Raw genomic sequence first — 16543 nt, 5'->3', positions numbered from 1 at the left:
CTGTCGCAGCTTTTCTGGTCAAGCCTTAACCAATTCAAGGCCCGGATACGCCACACGGCAAGTTGCGACGATAAATAAAAAGCATTTTTTGCAACGGAGCACTAAGCTCGCGCCCTTATTCACTGTCCCAATCCAGGTTTTCATTCCATGGCTCAATACGTCTTCACCATGCATCGGCTGAGCAAGGTTGTTCCGCCGAAGCGGGAAATCCTGAAAAACATCTCCCTGTCGTTCTTCCCCGGCGCCAAGATCGGTGTCCTGGGCCTCAACGGTTCGGGTAAATCCACGCTGCTGAAAATCATGGCCGGTGTCGACACCGAGTTCGATGGTGAAGCGCGCCCGATGCCGGAACTGAACGTCGGCTACCTGCCGCAGGAACCGCAACTGGACCCGACCAAGACCGTTCGTGAAGTGGTCGAGGAAGCGGTCAGCGTGATCAAGGACGCCCAGGCGCGTCTGGACGAGGTCTACGCCGCCTACGCCGAGCCGGATGCCGATTTCGACAAACTGGCCGCCGAACAGGCCAAGCTCGAAGCCATCCTGCAGGCCAGCGATGGCCACAACCTCGAGCGTCAGCTGGAAGTCGCCGCCGATGCGCTGCGCCTGCCGGCCTGGGATGCCAAGGTCGAGCACCTGTCCGGTGGTGAGAAGCGCCGCGTGGCCCTGTGCCGCCTGCTGCTGTCGGCCCCTGACATGCTGCTGCTGGACGAACCGACGAACCACCTGGACGCCGATTCCGTCGCCTGGCTCGAACACTTCCTGCACGACTTCCCGGGCACCGTGGTTGCGATCACGCACGACCGTTACTTCCTGGACAACGTCGCTGGCTGGATTCTGGAACTCGACCGCGGCGCCGGTATTCCGTACGAGGGCAACTATTCGGGCTGGCTGGAAGCCAAATCCGATCGTCTGGCCCAGGAATCCAAGCAGCAGTCGGCTCACGAGAAGGCCATGAAAGAGGAACTGGAGTGGGTGCGCAAAGGCGCCAAGGCTCGTCAGTCCAAATCCAAGGCCCGTCTGCAGCGCTTCGAAGAAATGCAGTCGCAGGAATTCCAGAAGCGTTCGGAAACCAACGAGATCTACATCCCGGCCGGTCCGCGCCTGGGTGACAAGGTCATCGAATTCAAGAACGTCACCAAGGGCTATGGCGACCGCGTGCTGATCGACAACCTGTCGTTCTCCATGCCTAAAGGCGCCATCGTTGGCGTGATCGGTGGTAACGGCGCGGGTAAATCCACGCTGTTCCGCATGCTGATGGGCAAGGAACAACCGGATTCGGGGTCCATCGAAATCGGTGAAACCGTGCAACTGGCCTGCGTCGATCAGAGCCGTGACGACCTGGACGGCAGCAAGACCGTATTCGCGCAGATCTCCGACGGTTCCGATCAGATCAAGATCGGCAGCTACGAGATTCCGTCGCGTACCTATGTCGGCCGTTTCAACTTCAAGGGCGGCGATCAGCAGAAGTTCGTGAAGGATCTGTCCGGTGGTGAGCGTGGTCGCCTGCACCTGGCGCTGACTTTGAAAGAGGGCGGCAACGTCCTGCTGCTCGACGAACCGTCCAACGACCTGGACGTTGAAACCCTGCGTTCCCTGGAGGAAGCCCTGCTGGACTTCCCGGGCGCCGCGATTGTGATCTCCCACGATCGGTGGTTCCTGGACCGCGTCGCGACTCACATCCTGGCCTACGAAGATGATTCGCAGGCGGTGTTCTTCGAAGGCAACTACACCGAGTACGAAGCCGACCGCAAGAAACGCCTGGGCGAAGCAGCCGCCCAGCCGCACCGCGTGCGTCACAAGAAGCTGGCCTGATCGGGGCCAGCGTCATGAAAAACGGAGCCTTCGGGCTCCGTTTTTTTTTGGACAAGTTTCTGTCGTGCGGGATGGGGATAACGACGATTGTCGATCAGTGATGATTTGTGGGAGCGGGCTTGCCCGCGAAAGCGGTGGGTCAGACTCCTTTGATGCGGCAGGTGTGACGCATTCGCGGGCGAGCCCGCTCCCACAAATATGGCTTGGCGTATCGGCTGCGAGTACATACATAAATTCGAGCTTGATCCCCTGTAGAGTATCCAAGGGCGCAGTGGCTCCGTTTTTTCAAACATCCGCCTCAATCTGCACCACCTCGATCACCTGATCTCCCGCCGGGCGCTGCCAGGTGACTTCGTCGCCCACGTGCGCGCCCATCAGCGCCTTGCCCAGCGGCGAGGCCCAGTTGATGAGCTGGCTGGCGGCATCAGCCTGATCTTCACCCACCAATTGCACCCGCTGCTGCACGTCCTCTTCATCGGCGAAGGTCACCCAACTGCCGATCTGCACCTTGTCAGTAGAGATGGCAGGTGTCACCACCTGAGCACTGTGAAGACGCTGATTGAAATAACGCAGATCCCGTTCGATATCCGCCAGCCGCTGCTTGTCTGCACGCTCACCGCGCGCCGACTGCTCGCTGTGCTGTGCCTGCAACGCGGCGACATGGGCCTGCAACTGGGCAAGACCACTGGCGGTCACGTAATTGGGTTGCGCGCTGACGTGCCGCTCCACCGGCTGGCTGACCTGCGCGGCAGCGGCGTCTTCGTTGACGAAGGCCCGACTCATGGCGTGCTCCCTGTTCAGTACATGAATGTTGGGCCATCCTTGCACTCCAGAAGTTTCGCCAGATGCCCCGCAGCGACATGGCCTTCAGCGAGAGCGATACGCCTTGGCCGCGTCCTGGGTCTTCTCCTGTTCCCAGGCCCGGTCGCGGTCGTTCCAGATGCTGTCGCGACCCTGATCCTGAACGTTGCGGTTCTCCAGTTGCGCCTGACACTGGCGGAAACCATCCCCCCAGCCCTGTGCGTATATCGTGTCACGCAAGTAACGCGGCACGTCCTTCTTGTATTGGCCCTTCATGACATCCACTGACTGCCGCCCACTGCCGCAGCCATCCTGGAAACCGTCCGCAAATGCCGGCGGATAACCTTCGGCCAGTAACTGGTCGTGGGTAGACTGACAGCCGGCGACAACCACAAGACACCACAGCACAACCCAACGCGCGTTCATATCCATTTCCTCTACAGATATGAAAAATTCTAGAAGCATATCTGTGAGTTATTTGTAAAAGCGGTGTGAGAAATCCATTGGCCGATGTCCGGTACGGGTCGATTAGTTCCGCGATCCCGCCTGACGGTAATTAAACCTGAAAAAACTTTTAATAATTTTCCCTGCGACGGCCTGAGAAGATGGCGGGTTGTTAAACTGTCAGGCTGCGCGCAACTGCTTTGGAAGATCAATGAACCTTAGAACGATTCTGATTCTTGGCGCTCTCAGCGCATTTGGCCCATTGGCCATCGACTTTTATCTACCCGGCTTTCCGGCAATGGCACTGGCTTTTGGCACGGACGAAAAACACGTCCAGATGACCCTGGCCTCTTACTTCCTGGGCTTGAGCATCGGGCAACTGGCCTATGGGCCGATCGCTGACCGGTTTGGCCGCCGCATCCCGCTGCTGTTCGGCGTCGGACTGTTCACGCTGGCGTCCCTGGCCTGCGCGTTTGCGCCGAACCTTGAGTGGCTGATCGTTGCACGTTTCGTCCAGGCCCTGGGTGGCTGTGCGGGGATGGTGCTGTCGCGGGCGATTGTCAGCGACAAGTGCTCGCCCGTCGAGTCGGCGAAAGTGTTTTCCCAGTTGATGCTGGTCATGGGCCTGGCCCCGATCCTGGCCCCGATGCTCGGCGGTTTGCTGGTCAATGTGTACGGCTGGCAGTCGATCTTCCTGAGCCTGACGTTCTTCAGTGCCCTCACGGCATGTGCCGTGGCTGCAGGCTTGCCTGAAAGCATGCCCGCAGGCCACCCCCGTCCACCGCTGTCCGGCGCGGCGGGCTCATATTGGGCGTTGCTGGGCGACCGGATCTTCCTGGGGCACGCCTTGACCGGCGGCATTGCGATTGCGGGTATGTTCTCCTATATCGCAGGCTCTCCCTTCGTGTTCATCAAGCTGTATGGCGTGCCTGCCGAGCATTACGGCTGGCTGTTCGGCACCAACGCGGCGGGCTTCATCCTCGTCGCGCAAGTCAACGCCCGGCTCGTGGGCCGCTTTGGCCCGGCATGGCTGCTGTCCCGCGCGGTATGGATCTACTTGAGCGCCGCCGTGGTGCTGCTGGCGATTGCCTCGATGCACACCGAGAAGCTATGGCCGTTGCTGATCCCGCTGTTCATCTATATCGCCAGCCTTGGCTGCATCATCCCCAACGCCTCGGCCTGTGCGATGGCGGGGCAGGGCAAGCGTGCAGGCAGCGCTTCGGCCTTGCTGGGCTGCCTGCAATTCAGCGTGGCGGCGGGGGCGGCGGCGCTGGTCGGGGTGTTGCACGATGGCACCGCCGTGCCCATGGCGACGGTTATCACCCTGTGTGGGGTGCTGGCCGTGACGCTCGCGATGATTACCCGACGCGCCCAGGGCAGGCGTGATGCGCAGGTTGCGCCCACTGACGTACGCATCTGACCCGCTCCGGCAACGTTCCCGCGTTGCCGGACTTCCTGCTTCTTTTATTGAAAAGCTGTGCTGACCGGTGCACTGTTATTGATTGTTAATGGCAGTGAACAAATGAGAGAAGTGCAGACTATTACTACTCTCCCGGCAGACCTTTCGTACACGCACTTCGTTAGGAGGAAGGCGTGACAGTATATCTGGTTAAAAAATCCGCCTCCCTATGGAAAACCCTGGCTATTTTTCCTGCGGGATAATGGAGTTTTTGCTGTAGGAAATTGCGCTGCCTTCAATTGACGTCACTTCCCCAAAATGCCAGCAGAGGCCCGCTATTCCGGCCTTTTCGGCGCTAAAACATGTGCTGGAGAGGCTGTTGTCTAACGCCAGACTTTGCCTGATGTTTCGCACAGCGGCCCTACGGTGCTTCGGGTGCAACAAATCCTGAGCAATCCGCCGCTGTCCTCCAGCCCTTATACTGTGTCTTTAGAGTGGATCCGATCCAATAACGGATGCTCGATACTGTCACGGTTAATTAACTAAATCTGTACTAGTGCGGCACTTGTTCTGCTCAAAGGTCCCATGAGGTGATGCAGATCAAGGCTGCCGTTCGCCCTATGCAACGATGATGGCCGCTGTAGAGGGCGAGTCGGTCATCGCAAAAGACCAATGATTCAACAGGGAGTGAATACATGGAACACGCACCATGCATCAGTCAGATTGCCGCGCTGCTGGCCGACCCCAAACGCAGTGCCATGATGTGGGCGTTAATGGACGGCGCGTCGCGGGCAGCTGACGAGATTGCATTGCTGGTGGGCTTGTCCACCTCATCGGTGGGCGCACACCTGGCGCGGCTGGCATCGGGAGGCTTGCTGCGCCAGGAGTCGCGCGGCCGAAAGCGCTTCTTCAGGCTGGCGGCGCCTGAGGTCGGAGCGGCGGTGCAGGCACTGGCCAGCGCATCGATGGTCAGTGCCGAGATCATCAGCCGCAGCGTCGCCCAGCCCTTGCCGCCGTTGCCACTGCGCCGGGCTCTGGTGTGCGCCGATCATCTGGGCGGCGACATGGCCACGGATCTGTATCAGCGGATGCTCGGGGCGGGCTGGATCGAGCAGTCGGAGCATCGTCTGGAAGTGACCAGTGTCGGAATATCGAGATTTGCCGAGCGGGGCATTTTCATCCCTGCGTTGGCCCACCGGCAGCGCGAGACTGTCTGCGAGTGCGCCGAATGCAGTGACCGCGGTCCGCACCTGGGCGGTGCGCTGGGGGCGGGATTGCTGCAGCTTTTCATGCAACTGGGGTGGTTGCGTGCCACGGAAGAGGCCACCACCTTGCAGGTGTCTTCCAATGGTCAGCGTGAGATCAACAAGATCGCGTCCGCTGCCTGAATGCAGACGCTGTAGCAGCACGGCTTGCCGGCGGGAGGCCTGGAGTGGCACCCGCTGGCAGGCCCTGCTGCCATGAATCACGCTCAGGTCACGGTTTGACCAGACGCGCATCCAGGCTGTTCTGTGCCAGGCGTTTGGCCTGATCCTGGGTCATGCCCAGATGAGTGTGCAGCGCGTGGAAGTTTTCGGTCACGTAGCCACCGAAGTAGGCCGGGTCGTCCGAGTTTACGGTGACTTTCACGCCACGCTCGAGCATGTCGAGGATGTTGTGCTGGCTCATGTGGTCAAACACGCAGAGCTTGGTGTTGGACAGCGGGCAGACCGTCAACGGGATCTGCTCATCGATGATGCGTTGCATCAGCCGTTCGTCTTCGATGGCGCGCACGCCGTGGTCGATCCGCTCGATCTTCAGCAGGTCCAGCGCTTCCCAGATGTACTCGGGCGGACCTTCCTCGCCGGCGTGGGCCACGGTCAGGAAGCCTTCTCCACGGGCGCGGTCGAACACGCGCTTGAACTTGCTGGGCGGATGGCCCATTTCCGAGCTGTCCAGGCCGACGGCGACGAAGGCATCGCGGAAGGGCAGTGCCATGTCCAGTGTCTTCTCGGCTTCTTCCTCACTCAGGTGCCGCAGGAAGCTCAGGATCAGGCCGCTGCCCACGCCGAGTTTTTCCTTGCCGTCCTTGAGCGCGCCAGTGATCCCGTTGAGCACCACTTCGAAGGGGATGCCCCGGTCGGTGTGGGTCTGCGGATCGAAGAACGGTTCGGTGTGAATCACGTTCTGAGCCTTGCAGCGTTCAAGGTAGGCCCAGGTCAGGTCGTAGAAGTCCTGCTCGGTACGCAGGACGTCCGCGCCCTGGTAATAAAGGTCGAGAAACTCCTGCAGGTTATTGAAGGCGTAGGCCTTGCGCAGGGTTTCGACGTCGTTCCACGGCAGTGCGATCTTGTTGCGCTCGGCCAGGGCGAACAGCAGTTCAGGTTCCAGCGAACCCTCAAGGTGCAGGTGCAGTTCAGCCTTGGGCAGGGCATTCAGCCAGTCGTACATGTTCTTTTCTCATCAGGTGCAATGGAGTGATTCTACAGATTCACGGGCGATGACTGGTTAAAAACCTGACCGGAAGGTTCAGCTGTCTTGAAACCTTTATTTACAAACTGCACTCTCACCGCTTGAGCAGGCAATACTCCACGGATGAGCGACCCGCGTCGCAGAGGCAATAAGGCAACGATGGGCACGATTCTCAAGCAAGAAAAATTTCTCCTGTTGGCGGTGATTGCGGCCTGTCTCGCCTACTTCTTCGAACACCAGTTGCTCGGCCATGGGCACACCGTTGCGTTGCTCGCGGGCGTCGCCCTGGTGGTGTTCATCGTCTGTGCCTCGATGCGCGTCGCCCACCATGCCGAGTTGCTTGCGGAGAAGTTCGGCGACCCCTACGGCACGATGATCCTGACGCTGTCGGCGGTGTTGGTCGAGGTGGTGATCCTGGCGATCATGATGAGCAACGAGCCGTCGCCGACGCTGGTGCGAGACACCATCTACTCGGCGGTGATGCTGGATATCAACGGCATCCTGGGGCTCGCGGCGCTGATGGGCGGGCTCAAGCACGGCGAGCAGTCCTACAACGATGACTCCGCGCGCTCTTACAGTGTGATGATCCTGACCGCCATGGCGGTATCGATGGTGGTGCCGGAGTTCATACCCGAGTCCAAATGGAAGGTGTACTCGGCCTTTACCATTGGCGCGATGGTGTTGTTGTACGGTCTGTTTCTGCGCATGCAGGTGGGGCCGCACAGTTATTTCTTCAGCTACAGCTACCCGGACAAGAAGCGGCGCAAGGATCAGCCCGAACAGGAAGGCACGCCGGTGAATCTGACTTTGTCGATCGCCACGCTGGTGTTTGGGGTGGTGGTCATTGGCGCGCTGGCGGAGGTCATGTCCAAGACCATCGACCTGGGCCTTGAAGGCAGCGGCGCACCGCCGGTCATGACTGCGATTCTGGTGGCGGCGATTTCCGCTGCGCCGGAAATCCTCACGGCGCTGCGAGCGGCGCTGGCCAATCGCATGCAATCGGTGGTCAACGTTGCGCTGGGGGCATCGTTGTCCACGGTGATCCTGACCGTGCCGGTGATGGAGGCGATGGCGCTCTACACCGGTCAGCCGTTCCAGATGGCGATGACGCCGGTGCAGACCGTGATGGTGTTCGTCACCTTGCTGGTCAGTGCCATCAACCTCAACGACGGCGAAACCAACGCCATCGAAGGCATGACGCACTTCGTGCTGTTCGCGACCTTTGTAATGTTGTCGTTGTTGGGGATGTAGCCGGCTGCTACGGACAGTGCAGCAACATAGATCGTTGTAGCAGCCGGGCTTGCCCGCGGGAGCGATCTTGAGATCACCGACGCCAGCAAGCCAAACCGCATCCGGGTCAGCCCCGAATCAACTCCGCTGCCGCCTGGCGGTGATCTGCAATCAGCCCCTTGAGGTCCAGCCCCTCAACTTGCCCATCGATCACCCGCCATTTGCCGCCAATCATCACCCGGTCGGCGCGATCGGCACCGCACAACAGCAGCGCTGAAATCGGGTCATGGCTGCCCGAGAATCGCAGCTCATCGAGTTTGAACAGCGCGAGGTCGGCCTGCTTGCCGACCGCCAGTTGACCGATATCCTCGCGACCCAGCAGCTTCGCCGAACCGCGGGTTGCCCAGCCTAATGCCAGCTCCGGAGTGATTTTCTCGGCGCCATAGCGCAAGCGCTGCAGATAGAGCGCCTGTTTCGCCTCCAGAATCATGTTCGAGGCATCGTTGGAAGCCGAGCCATCCACGCCCAATCCGATGGCCGCCCCGGCGGCCGTCAGCTCCAGCGTTGGACAGATGCCCGAGGCCAGGCGCATGTTCGAGCTCGGGCAATGGCAAATCCCCGTACCTGCCTCGCCCAGACGCCCAATCTCCTGCTCATTGAAATGAATGCCGTGGGCCAGCCAGGTGCGAGGCCCGAGCCAGCCGACGCTGTCCAGGTAATCCACCGTTCGCAGGCCAAAGCGTTGCAGGCAGAAGTCTTCTTCATCCAGGGTTTCAGCCAGATGCGTGTGCAGACGGACATCGAGCCTCTCGGCCAGCGCGGCACTTTCAGACATGATTTCGGTGGTCACCGAAAACGGCGAACACGGCGCCAAGGCGATCTGGATCTGCGCGCCGTCGCCACGTTCGTGATAGCGGTCGATCAGGCGCAGGCTGTCTTCCAGAATCACCTGCCCCTGTTGCACGGTCTGCTGCGGTGGCAGGCCGCCATCCTTTTCACCCAGGCTCATCGAACCTCGGGTCAGCATCGCGCGCATCCCCAGCTCCCGAACGCTCTGCACCTGCACGTCGATGGCGTTTTCCAGTCCATCCGGAAACAGGTAGTGGTGATCCGCTGCCGTGGTGCAGCCCGACAGTAACAATTCCGTGAGCGCGACCTTGCTGGCCAGCGCGAGTTTTTCCGGAGTCAGGCGTGCCCAGACCGGGTACAGCGTCTTGAGCCAAGGGAATAACGGCTGATTGACCACCGGCGCCCAGGCGCGAGTCAGCGTCTGGTAGAAATGATGATGGGTGTTGATCAGCCCCGGCAGTAGCACATGCTCACGGGCATCGAATACCTGATCGCAAGGCTGGGCAGGTGTTTGCCCGGCGCTGAGCATTTCAACGATAACACCGTCCTCGACCACCAGCCCGCCTCGGGCATCGAGGTCGTTGGCAGTGAACACGGCAAGGGGATTTATCAACCAGATACGGATAGCGGGCATGGGCCGGCTCCTCTGAAAGTGGGTTCAGGTCGCCAGCTCAGTTTTGCCCTGTCTGCTGATCCAGGGTCGCCGCGGCATCGAATGCGCCGTGAAGCGAGGGTCGGGAGTTTAGGGCGTGGGCGGGGTGTGGATCAAGTGCCCGCCCGAGCAGTGGGGGTGTCACCAGGGAATCGTCTCACCCTTGTAATTGACGAAGTGATGCCCGCCTTTTCCGGCGAAGCGTTCCAGTTGCTCGACCATCCCGCGCACGCTGGTTTGCACGTCGATATCGGCGCCTTCGCCGCCCATTGCGGTGCGGACCCAGCCGGGGTGCATCGAGAGGACGGTGGGTTTGTTGTCGCCCAGTTGCGTGACGAAGGTGTTGGTCATGGAGTTCAAAGCCGCCTTGCTGGCCTTGTACAGGGCCATTTCGGGCGCGTCGGGCATGGTGACGCTGCCGAGTACCGAACTCATGAAGGCAATGACGCCGGTGCCTGGGCGGATCTGATCGACGAAACGCTTGGCCAGGCGTACGGGGGCGACGGCATTGGTCAGGAACAGTTGGCCCAGTTCTTCTGCATTGGCGTCGGTGGGATTGCTGTGCAGCGGGCCCATGATGCCGGCGTTGACGAACAGCAGGTCATAGACCTGGCCCTTCAGGCTGTGGACAAGTGAATCCAGCGAGGCTGGCTGGTCCATTTCCAGTGTCTGGATGTGAACGCCGGAAACGGCTTTCAACTCGTCGGCCTTGTTCACATCCCGGACGGTGGCGGTCACCTCCCAGCCAAGCTCGTTCAGGCGTTGTACCAGCCCCAGGCCCAAGCCCCGTGAGGCGCCGATAATGAGTGCGGTTTTATTTGAAGCCATGAGTGCATCTCCTTGCAACAGTGGATTTGGCAGTGCCAGGAAGTCGCCCTCAGCTTGCCACAAGAATGGGCGACGCGGCGGCGGGATCGGCGTTTGACCAGAGCCTGGCCATCGGTTGAACGGAGTTCATGAAATTTGGATGAAAAATGACCAAATGTCAGCAGGCGAGATATCCCCGGCCCTGTGGACAAGCTTGCACCTGTTATCCACAGGTTGCTCCACAGTTAATGTGCGCAAGCGAAAGCCCGCGGTATAAGCACCTCTGCGGTAGTACCGAGTCGCGATAAGGCACTCTAACATCCTGTTTTGCGGTGAATTTGTCCGGTGGATAAGTAAATTGATCAAATAATGATCGAACTGCTGCAGGCCGTGTGCAGCAAGGGCTGTGGGCGAATGTGCTCAGCTTGTCCACAGGCGGATGCACAGTAGATGTGGGCAAAGTGCTGGCTTTGAACATACGCAAGTCGTGCAGGTTATGCACCGCCCGGGCGTTGCAGCACGATGCGCCCGCGACTGATGTCCGAGAGCTGTCGTTGAAAGGTTTCGATCTGCTCCGGGCCCAGCGCGACGACGAGATCGACACCCGAGGCGGTGAAGGTCTCCTGATCGACCAGCCCGTTGAGTTCGGCCAGGCGCAGCTTCACCAGAGCCAGTTCGCTGAAGGAACAGTCGAACTCCAGCGATACCCGGTCAATCAACGGCAAGCGCGGCGCCTGCTGCAGGCACTTGTTCGCCCCTCCGCCATAGGCGCGAGCCAGGCCACCGGTGCCCAGTTGAATGCCGCCATACCAGCGAATCACCAACACCACGACCTGATCGAAATCCTGTGCTTCGATGGCGGCCAGTATGGGCCTGCCGGCGGTACCGCCCGGTTCGCCGTCGTCGGTGCTGCGGTACTGGGCGCCGAGTTTCCATGCCCAGCAATTGTGGGTGGCATTCAGGTCGCTGTTCTGCTCGATGAACGCCTGGGCCTCGGCCGGGCTGTTGATGGGCGCGGCCAGGGTGATGAAGCGGCTCTTGCGGATTTCTTCGCGAAACTCACAAGGGCCGACGAGAGTAGAGGGCATTGACGGTTCCAGCTATAAGCAAGGTTCTTGAGCATTCAAAGGGGCGGCGTGAGGCCACAGCCCTTGAGGATGATGCGGATCAGATTGTTACCGGCTTCTTCCATGTCCTGTCGAGTCAGGCGTGTGCGCCCGGTGACCTGGCAGATCTGGGTGGCGAAGTCGGCGTAATGCTGGGTGCTGCCCCACAACAGGAAAATCAGGTGCACCGGGTCGACCGGGTCCATCTTGCCTGCGTCGATCCAGCCCTGGAACACCGCCGCACGGCTCTTGAACCACTCGCGATAGTCCTGGCTGAAGTACTCGTTCAGGCACTCGCCGCCGCTGATGATTTCCATGGCGAAGATCCGCGAAGCCTGTGGCTGGCGCCTGGAAAACTCCATCTTCGCGCGAATGTACTGGGTCAGCGCCTGGGCCGGATCGTCTTCGACGCTCAGGTTATTGAAGGTGCTGTCCCACAGCTCGATGATGTTGCTCAGTACCGCGACATACAACCCCAGCTTGTTGGTGAAGTAGTAATGCAGGTTGGCCTTGGGCAATCCCGCGTTCTGCGCGATCGTGTTCATGCTGGTGCCTTTGAAACCGTGGCGGGCGAATTCGTCCTCGGCGGCTTTCATGATCGTTTCTTCGTTCTTTTGACGAATGCGGCTTGCCGGCTTGCTGGTGCTGACGCTGTGAGCAGGTACTTCAAGGGTCATGTGCGATTCCAGACGGATCATTGGCTGCGACGGGGTGAACTGATAACGCACCCGGCACGATCCCACAAGAGTCGGCTGCGCAAATAGGTTCAGCGCGTCGCAGCCAGACTCTCCAGAAAGCTTTCGAGCACCAGATGCGGGCGCCGGCCCTTACGGGTCACGGTCACCAGGCTCAGGTCGTAGAAACGTGACTGGGGTTTCAGCGCACGCAACCGCCCTTGCTGCACCCAGAAACTGGCGTAGTGATCCGGCAGATAGCCGATGTAGCGCCCCGTGAGAATCAGAAACGCCATCCCCTCGCGATCCGACGCACTGGCGGTGCACTTGAGGGCCTGATAGTGGGCCTGGACGTCGGCCGGCAGACGAAACGTCGGCGCAATCGCTTCCTGTTCAGCCAGGCGAGCGTCATCGAGTTGTGCGTCGTCAACGTAAAAAAGCGGATGCCCGACCGCGCAATACAACAACGAGCGCTCGCTGTAGAGCGGCTGGTATTCAAGGCCCGACAAGGCGTTGGCCTGGGGCACGACGCCCACGTGCAGGCTGCCATCGAGCACGCCTTGCTCCACTTCGTTGGGTGCGACCATCCGGATATTGATGTGAACGTCCGGGCCGCGCTCCTTCAGGTGCGAAAGTGCGTGAGTGATGCGCATGTGGGGGAGGGTGACCAGGTTGTCGGTCAGGCCGATGTTCAGTTCACCGCGCAGGTGTCGGTGCAGACCGTTCACCTCTGTACGAAAACTTTCCAGTGCACTCAACAACTGCAGCGATGACTGATAGACCTCGCGGCCTTCTTCTGTCAGAGAAAACCCCGCTCGACCCCGTTGGCACAAGCGCAGGCCCAGGCGTTGCTCCAGATCGCTCATCTGCTGGCTGATGGCCGACCGCCCGATGCCCAGCGCACTTTCCGCCGCAGAAAAGCCGCCTGATTCGACGACGCTTCGAAAAATGCGCAGCAGGCGAATGTCGAAGTCGCTGACCTGGGCCAGGGGATCGGGACGGCGTGTGCTCATTGTTTAGTAGTCCACCAACTAAAGATCATAAAAGCAGGATTTTAGCGACTTTATGCCCATGGCAACTTAGCTGCAACCGGCCCTGCTTCCCTGAAGGGAGAGGAAGACAGGCCACCCACGTCCTTGTGAGGTTATTACAATGAACATGCCCGAATCGTCCGATATGTCGCTGGCCAGCCAACTCAAGCTCGATGCGCACTGGATGCCCTACACCGCGAACCGCAATTTCCAGCGCGATCCGCGACTGATCGTGGCGGCAGAGGGCAGTTATCTGACAGACGACAAGGGGCGCAAGATCTACGATGGCCTTTCCGGTCTGTGGACCTGCGGCGCCGGGCACACCCGCAAGGAGATTCAGGAAGCCGTCGCCAAGCAACTGGGCACGCTGGATTACTCGCCGGCTTTCCAGTTCGGGCATCCGCTGTCTTTCCAACTGGCTGAAAAGATCACCGAACTGACGCCGGGCAACCTGAACCACGTGTTCTACACCGACTCCGGTTCCGAGTGCGCGGACACCGCGGTGAAGATGGTGCGCGCCTACTGGCGCCTGAAAGGCCAGGCGACCAAGACCAAGCTGATCGGCCGTGCCCGTGGCTATCACGGTGTGAACATTGCGGGCACAAGCCTGGGGGGCGTGAACGGTAACCGCAAGATGTTCGGCCAGTTGATGGATGTCGATCATCTGCCTCACACCCTGCTTGCCAGCAATGCCTATTCCCGCGGCATGCCGGAGCAGGGCGGCATCGCGCTGGCCGATGAAATGCTCAAGCTGATCGAGCTGCACGACGCCTCGAACATCGCGGCTGTCATTGTCGAGCCGATGGCAGGTTCTGCTGGCGTGATCGTTCCGCCGCAGGGTTACCTCAAGCGTCTGCGCGAAATCTGCGATCAACACAACATCCTGCTGATCTTCGACGAAGTGATCACCGGCTTCGGCCGCACTGGCTCCATGTTCGGTGCCGACAGCTTTGGCGTCACCCCTGACCTGATGTGCATCGCCAAGCAGGTCACCAACGGTGCAATCCCAATGGGCGCCGTGATTGCCAGCAGCGAGATCTACCAGACCTTCATGAATCAGCCGACGCCGGAATACGCGGTGGAATTCCCCCACGGCTACACCTACTCGGCGCACCCGGTAGCGTGTGCAGCAGGTCTGGCGGCGCTGGATATCCTCAAGCGCGAAAACCTGGTGCAGCAAGTGGCTGAAACTGCCCCGCATTTCGAGAATTCGCTGCACGGCCTCAAGGGCAGCAAGAACGTCATCGACATCCGCAACTACGGCCTGGCCGGCGCAATCCAGATCGCTGCCCGTGATGGCGATGCCATCGTGCGGCCGTTCGAGACTGCAATGAAACTGTGGAAAGCCGGTTTCTATGTGCGCTTTGGCGGCGACACCCTGCAGTTCGGCCCAACGTTCAACAGCAAGCCGCAGGACCTGGACCGGATGTTCGATGCGGTGGGCGAAGCGCTCAACCAGATCGACTGATTTCACTCTCACTTATCAACAGGCGCAGCCCGGGTTGCGCCTGCGGGCAACACTTCCTCGGAGTTAACGCATGAGCACCATTGCACACCTGATTCATGGCGAGTTGGTCAGCGACGGCGGCCGTACCGCCGATGTTTTCAATCCGTCCACCGGTCAGGCGATTCACAAGGTTTCGCTGGCCAGCCGTGAAACCGTCCAGCAAGCCATCGACTCGGCCAAGGCTGCATTCCCGGCATGGCGCAACACGCCACCTGCCAAGCGCGCCCAGGTCATGTTCCGCTTCAAGCAATTGCTGGAGCAGAACGAGGCACGCATCGCCCAGCTCATCAGCGAAGAACATGGCAAGACCCTGGAAGACGCCGCCGGTGAACTCAAGCGCGGTATCGAAAACGTCGAGTACGCCAGTGCCGCCCCTGAAATCCTCAAGGGTGAGTACAGCCGCAACGTGGGCCCGAACATCGATGCCTGGTCGGACTTCCAGCCGCTGGGCGTGGTGGCCGGTATCACACCGTTCAACTTCCCGGCGATGGTCCCGCTGTGGATGTATCCGCTGGCAATTGCGTGCGGCAACTGTTTCATCCTGAAACCATCGGAGCGCGACCCAAGCTCCACCTTGCTGATCGCCCAGTTGCTGCACGAAGCCGGTTTGCCCAAAGGCGTGCTGAACGTGGTGCATGGCGACAAGGTTGCGGTGGATGCGCTGATCGAGGCGCCGGAAGTCAAGGCGCTGAGCTTCGTGGGCTCGACCCCTATCGCCGAGTACATCTATAAAGAAGCGACCGCCCGTGGCAAACGCGTACAGGCACTGGGTGGCGCGAAGAACCATGCCGTCCTGATGCCGGATGCGGATCTGGACAACGCTGTCAGCGCTCTGATGGGCGCCGCCTACGGTTCCTGCGGCGAGCGTTGCATGGCGATCTCGGTTGCCGTGTGTGTCGGCGACCAGGTGGCCGATGCACTGGTGGCCAAGCTGGTCCCGCAGATCAAGGCGCTGAAGATTGGCGCAGGCACTTCCTGTGGCCTGGACATGGGGCCGCTGGTGACCGGTCAACATCGCGACAAGGTCAGCGGCTATATAGAAGACGGCGTCAGCAGCGGTGCCAAGCTGGTGGTCGATGGTCGTGGCCTGACCGTGGCCGGTCACGAAGATGGCTTCTTCCTGGGTGGCTGCCTCTTCGATCAGGTGACCCCAGAAATGCGCATCTATAAAGAAGAGATCTTCGGGCCGGTGCTGTGCATCGTTCGTGTGAACAGCCTTGAGCAGGCGATGCAGCTCATCAACGACCATGAATACGGCAACGGCACCTGCATCTTCACCCGTGACGGTGAAGCGGCGCGCCTGTTCTGCGATGAAATCGAGGTCGGGATGGTGGGCGTCAACGTTCCGCTGCCAGTGCCGGTTGCGTACCACAGCTTCGGCGGCTGGAAGCGTTCGCTGTTTGGCGACCTGCATGCCTATGGCCCGGATGGCGTGCGGTTCTACACCCGTCGCAAGGCGATCACCCAGCGCTGGCCGCAACGTGCGAGCCACGAGGCGTCGCAGTTTGCCTTCCCAAGCTTGTAACGCTTGATCGAAAGGGGCGGGCCGCAAGGCTCGCCCCTTTGCTTTTCAGGCCGTTTCTGACCGATATGACAATTTAATGTAATTAAGTGTTGACGCCCCCTCGAATCTCTCTATAATTCGCCCCACTTCCGGCGCAGTCGGAGCGGAAAACTCCTTGATAATCAACGAGTTAGACGTTCAGGATAGCGAGGAAGTGCTTCGGTTCAGGTCACTGAATCGGCAGCGGTGAAAAAGGTGGTTGACAGCAGGTTGTAA

Annotated in this window: 14 protein-coding genes; 6 read left to right on the top strand and 8 right to left on the bottom strand. The window is 60.2% G+C overall.

Going from position 1 to position 16543, the window contains the following annotated elements:
* Nucleotides 1–147: 147 nt before the first annotated feature.
* Nucleotides 148–1812, top strand: a complete 1665-nt coding sequence (ettA, locus tag ACIPOO_RS26310; RefSeq protein WP_274135726.1) for an energy-dependent translational throttle protein EttA — start codon at nt 148–150, stop codon at nt 1810–1812.
* A 285-nt stretch (nt 1813–2097) separates the two neighbouring features.
* On the opposite strand, the gene ACIPOO_RS26305 is transcribed toward ettA, so the two are convergent.
* A complete protein-coding gene (locus ACIPOO_RS26305; protein ID WP_274135724.1) occupies nt 2098–2595 on the bottom strand; it encodes a GreA/GreB family elongation factor in 498 nt (165 codons plus the stop codon).
* Nucleotides 2596–2679: 84 nt separating this feature from the next.
* Nucleotides 2680–3039, bottom strand: coding sequence for a hypothetical protein (locus ACIPOO_RS26300; protein ID WP_400610887.1), 360 nt, complete (start codon nt 3037–3039; stop codon nt 2680–2682).
* Nucleotides 3040–3268: 229 nt separating this feature from the next.
* Here ACIPOO_RS26300 and ACIPOO_RS26295 point away from each other — a divergent pair, with 229 nt between their 5' ends.
* Together ACIPOO_RS26295 and ACIPOO_RS26290 are read left to right on the top strand one after the other, a co-directional pair.
* The gene (locus ACIPOO_RS26295; RefSeq protein WP_274135721.1) at nt 3269–4477 is read left to right on the top strand and encodes a multidrug effflux MFS transporter; all 1209 of its coding nucleotides are present in this window, start codon (nt 3269–3271) and stop codon (nt 4475–4477) included.
* Nucleotides 4478–5151: 674 nt separating this feature from the next.
* On the top strand, nt 5152–5844 hold the full coding sequence (locus ACIPOO_RS26290) for an ArsR/SmtB family transcription factor (protein WP_400610884.1): 693 nt from the start codon (nt 5152–5154) through the stop codon (nt 5842–5844).
* An 88-nt stretch (nt 5845–5932) separates the two neighbouring features.
* Here ACIPOO_RS26290 and ACIPOO_RS26285 read toward each other — a convergent pair whose 3' ends face one another.
* Nucleotides 5933–6886 (bottom strand): adenosine deaminase, encoded by a 954-nt coding sequence (locus tag ACIPOO_RS26285; protein ID WP_274135717.1) that lies wholly within the window; start codon nt 6884–6886, stop codon nt 5933–5935.
* 180 nt (nt 6887–7066) lie between these two features.
* Here ACIPOO_RS26285 and ACIPOO_RS26280 point away from each other — a divergent pair, with 180 nt between their 5' ends.
* Entirely contained in the window at nt 7067–8158 is a 1092-nt protein-coding gene (locus tag ACIPOO_RS26280; RefSeq protein ID WP_400610882.1) for a calcium:proton antiporter, read from the top strand.
* 106 nt (nt 8159–8264) lie between these two features.
* Here ACIPOO_RS26280 and ACIPOO_RS26275 read toward each other — a convergent pair whose 3' ends face one another.
* The 5 genes from ACIPOO_RS26275 to ACIPOO_RS26255 form a co-directional block, all read right to left on the bottom strand.
* A complete protein-coding gene (locus ACIPOO_RS26275) occupies nt 8265–9620 on the bottom strand; it encodes an 8-oxoguanine deaminase (RefSeq protein WP_400610880.1) in 1356 nt (451 codons plus the stop codon).
* Between the two features lie 159 nt (nt 9621–9779).
* Nucleotides 9780–10466, bottom strand: a complete 687-nt coding sequence (locus ACIPOO_RS26270) for an SDR family oxidoreductase (RefSeq protein WP_400610878.1) — start codon at nt 10464–10466, stop codon at nt 9780–9782.
* Nucleotides 10467–10939: 473 nt separating this feature from the next.
* Nucleotides 10940–11533 (bottom strand): IMPACT family protein, encoded by a 594-nt coding sequence (locus ACIPOO_RS26265; RefSeq protein ID WP_400610876.1) that lies wholly within the window; start codon nt 11531–11533, stop codon nt 10940–10942.
* Between the two features lie 35 nt (nt 11534–11568).
* Complete coding sequence (locus tag ACIPOO_RS26260) at nt 11569–12228, bottom strand: TetR/AcrR family transcriptional regulator (RefSeq protein WP_274135710.1); 660 nt, start codon at nt 12226–12228, stop codon at nt 11569–11571.
* An 89-nt stretch (nt 12229–12317) separates the two neighbouring features.
* Nucleotides 12318–13238 carry a LysR family transcriptional regulator gene (locus tag ACIPOO_RS26255; RefSeq protein ID WP_400610874.1) on the bottom strand — a complete coding sequence of 307 codons (921 nt, stop codon included), beginning with the start codon at nt 13236–13238 and terminating at the stop codon, nt 12318–12320.
* Between the two features lie 139 nt (nt 13239–13377).
* Here ACIPOO_RS26255 and ACIPOO_RS26250 point away from each other — a divergent pair, with 139 nt between their 5' ends.
* Nucleotides 13378–14724 carry an aspartate aminotransferase family protein gene (locus ACIPOO_RS26250; RefSeq protein ID WP_274135708.1) on the top strand — a complete coding sequence of 449 codons (1347 nt, stop codon included), beginning with the start codon at nt 13378–13380 and terminating at the stop codon, nt 14722–14724.
* A gap of 70 nt (nt 14725–14794) precedes the next feature.
* The gene (locus tag ACIPOO_RS26245) at nt 14795–16288 is read left to right on the top strand and encodes a CoA-acylating methylmalonate-semialdehyde dehydrogenase (protein ID WP_400610872.1); all 1494 of its coding nucleotides are present in this window, start codon (nt 14795–14797) and stop codon (nt 16286–16288) included.
* Nucleotides 16289–16543: the final 255 nt, after the last annotated feature.

Source organism: Pseudomonas sp. NPDC090201, from assembly GCF_044746825.1.
In the GTDB taxonomy this organism is placed as follows: domain Bacteria; phylum Pseudomonadota; class Gammaproteobacteria; order Pseudomonadales; family Pseudomonadaceae; genus Aquipseudomonas; species Aquipseudomonas putida_AD.
The sequence above is the reverse complement of the archived record's forward strand: the minus strand, read 5'-3'. Positions and strand labels throughout refer to the sequence as shown.

Excerpts from the sequence above, each read along its gene's own strand:
- ettA (WP_274135726.1), top strand. The coding sequence starts at position 148 with ATGGCTCAATACGTCTTCACCATGCATCGGCTGAGCAAGGTTGTTCCG.
- ACIPOO_RS26305 (WP_274135724.1), bottom strand. The coding sequence starts at position 2,595 with ATGAGTCGGGCCTTCGTCAACGAAGACGCCGCTGCCGCGCAGGTCAGC.
- ACIPOO_RS26300 (WP_400610887.1), bottom strand. The coding sequence starts at position 3,039 with ATGAACGCGCGTTGGGTTGTGCTGTGGTGTCTTGTGGTTGTCGCCGGC.
- ACIPOO_RS26295 (WP_274135721.1), top strand. The coding sequence starts at position 3,269 with ATGAACCTTAGAACGATTCTGATTCTTGGCGCTCTCAGCGCATTTGGC.
- ACIPOO_RS26290 (WP_400610884.1), top strand. The coding sequence starts at position 5,152 with ATGGAACACGCACCATGCATCAGTCAGATTGCCGCGCTGCTGGCCGAC.
- ACIPOO_RS26285 (WP_274135717.1), bottom strand. The coding sequence starts at position 6,886 with ATGTACGACTGGCTGAATGCCCTGCCCAAGGCTGAACTGCACCTGCAC.
- ACIPOO_RS26280 (WP_400610882.1), top strand. The coding sequence starts at position 7,067 with ATGGGCACGATTCTCAAGCAAGAAAAATTTCTCCTGTTGGCGGTGATT.
- ACIPOO_RS26275 (WP_400610880.1), bottom strand. The coding sequence starts at position 9,620 with ATGCCCGCTATCCGTATCTGGTTGATAAATCCCCTTGCCGTGTTCACT.
- ACIPOO_RS26270 (WP_400610878.1), bottom strand. The coding sequence starts at position 10,466 with ATGGCTTCAAATAAAACCGCACTCATTATCGGCGCCTCACGGGGCTTG.
- ACIPOO_RS26265 (WP_400610876.1), bottom strand. The coding sequence starts at position 11,533 with ATGCCCTCTACTCTCGTCGGCCCTTGTGAGTTTCGCGAAGAAATCCGC.
- ACIPOO_RS26260 (WP_274135710.1), bottom strand. The coding sequence starts at position 12,228 with ATGACCCTTGAAGTACCTGCTCACAGCGTCAGCACCAGCAAGCCGGCA.
- ACIPOO_RS26255 (WP_400610874.1), bottom strand. The coding sequence starts at position 13,238 with ATGAGCACACGCCGTCCCGATCCCCTGGCCCAGGTCAGCGACTTCGAC.
- ACIPOO_RS26250 (WP_274135708.1), top strand. The coding sequence starts at position 13,378 with ATGAACATGCCCGAATCGTCCGATATGTCGCTGGCCAGCCAACTCAAG.
- ACIPOO_RS26245 (WP_400610872.1), top strand. The coding sequence starts at position 14,795 with ATGAGCACCATTGCACACCTGATTCATGGCGAGTTGGTCAGCGACGGC.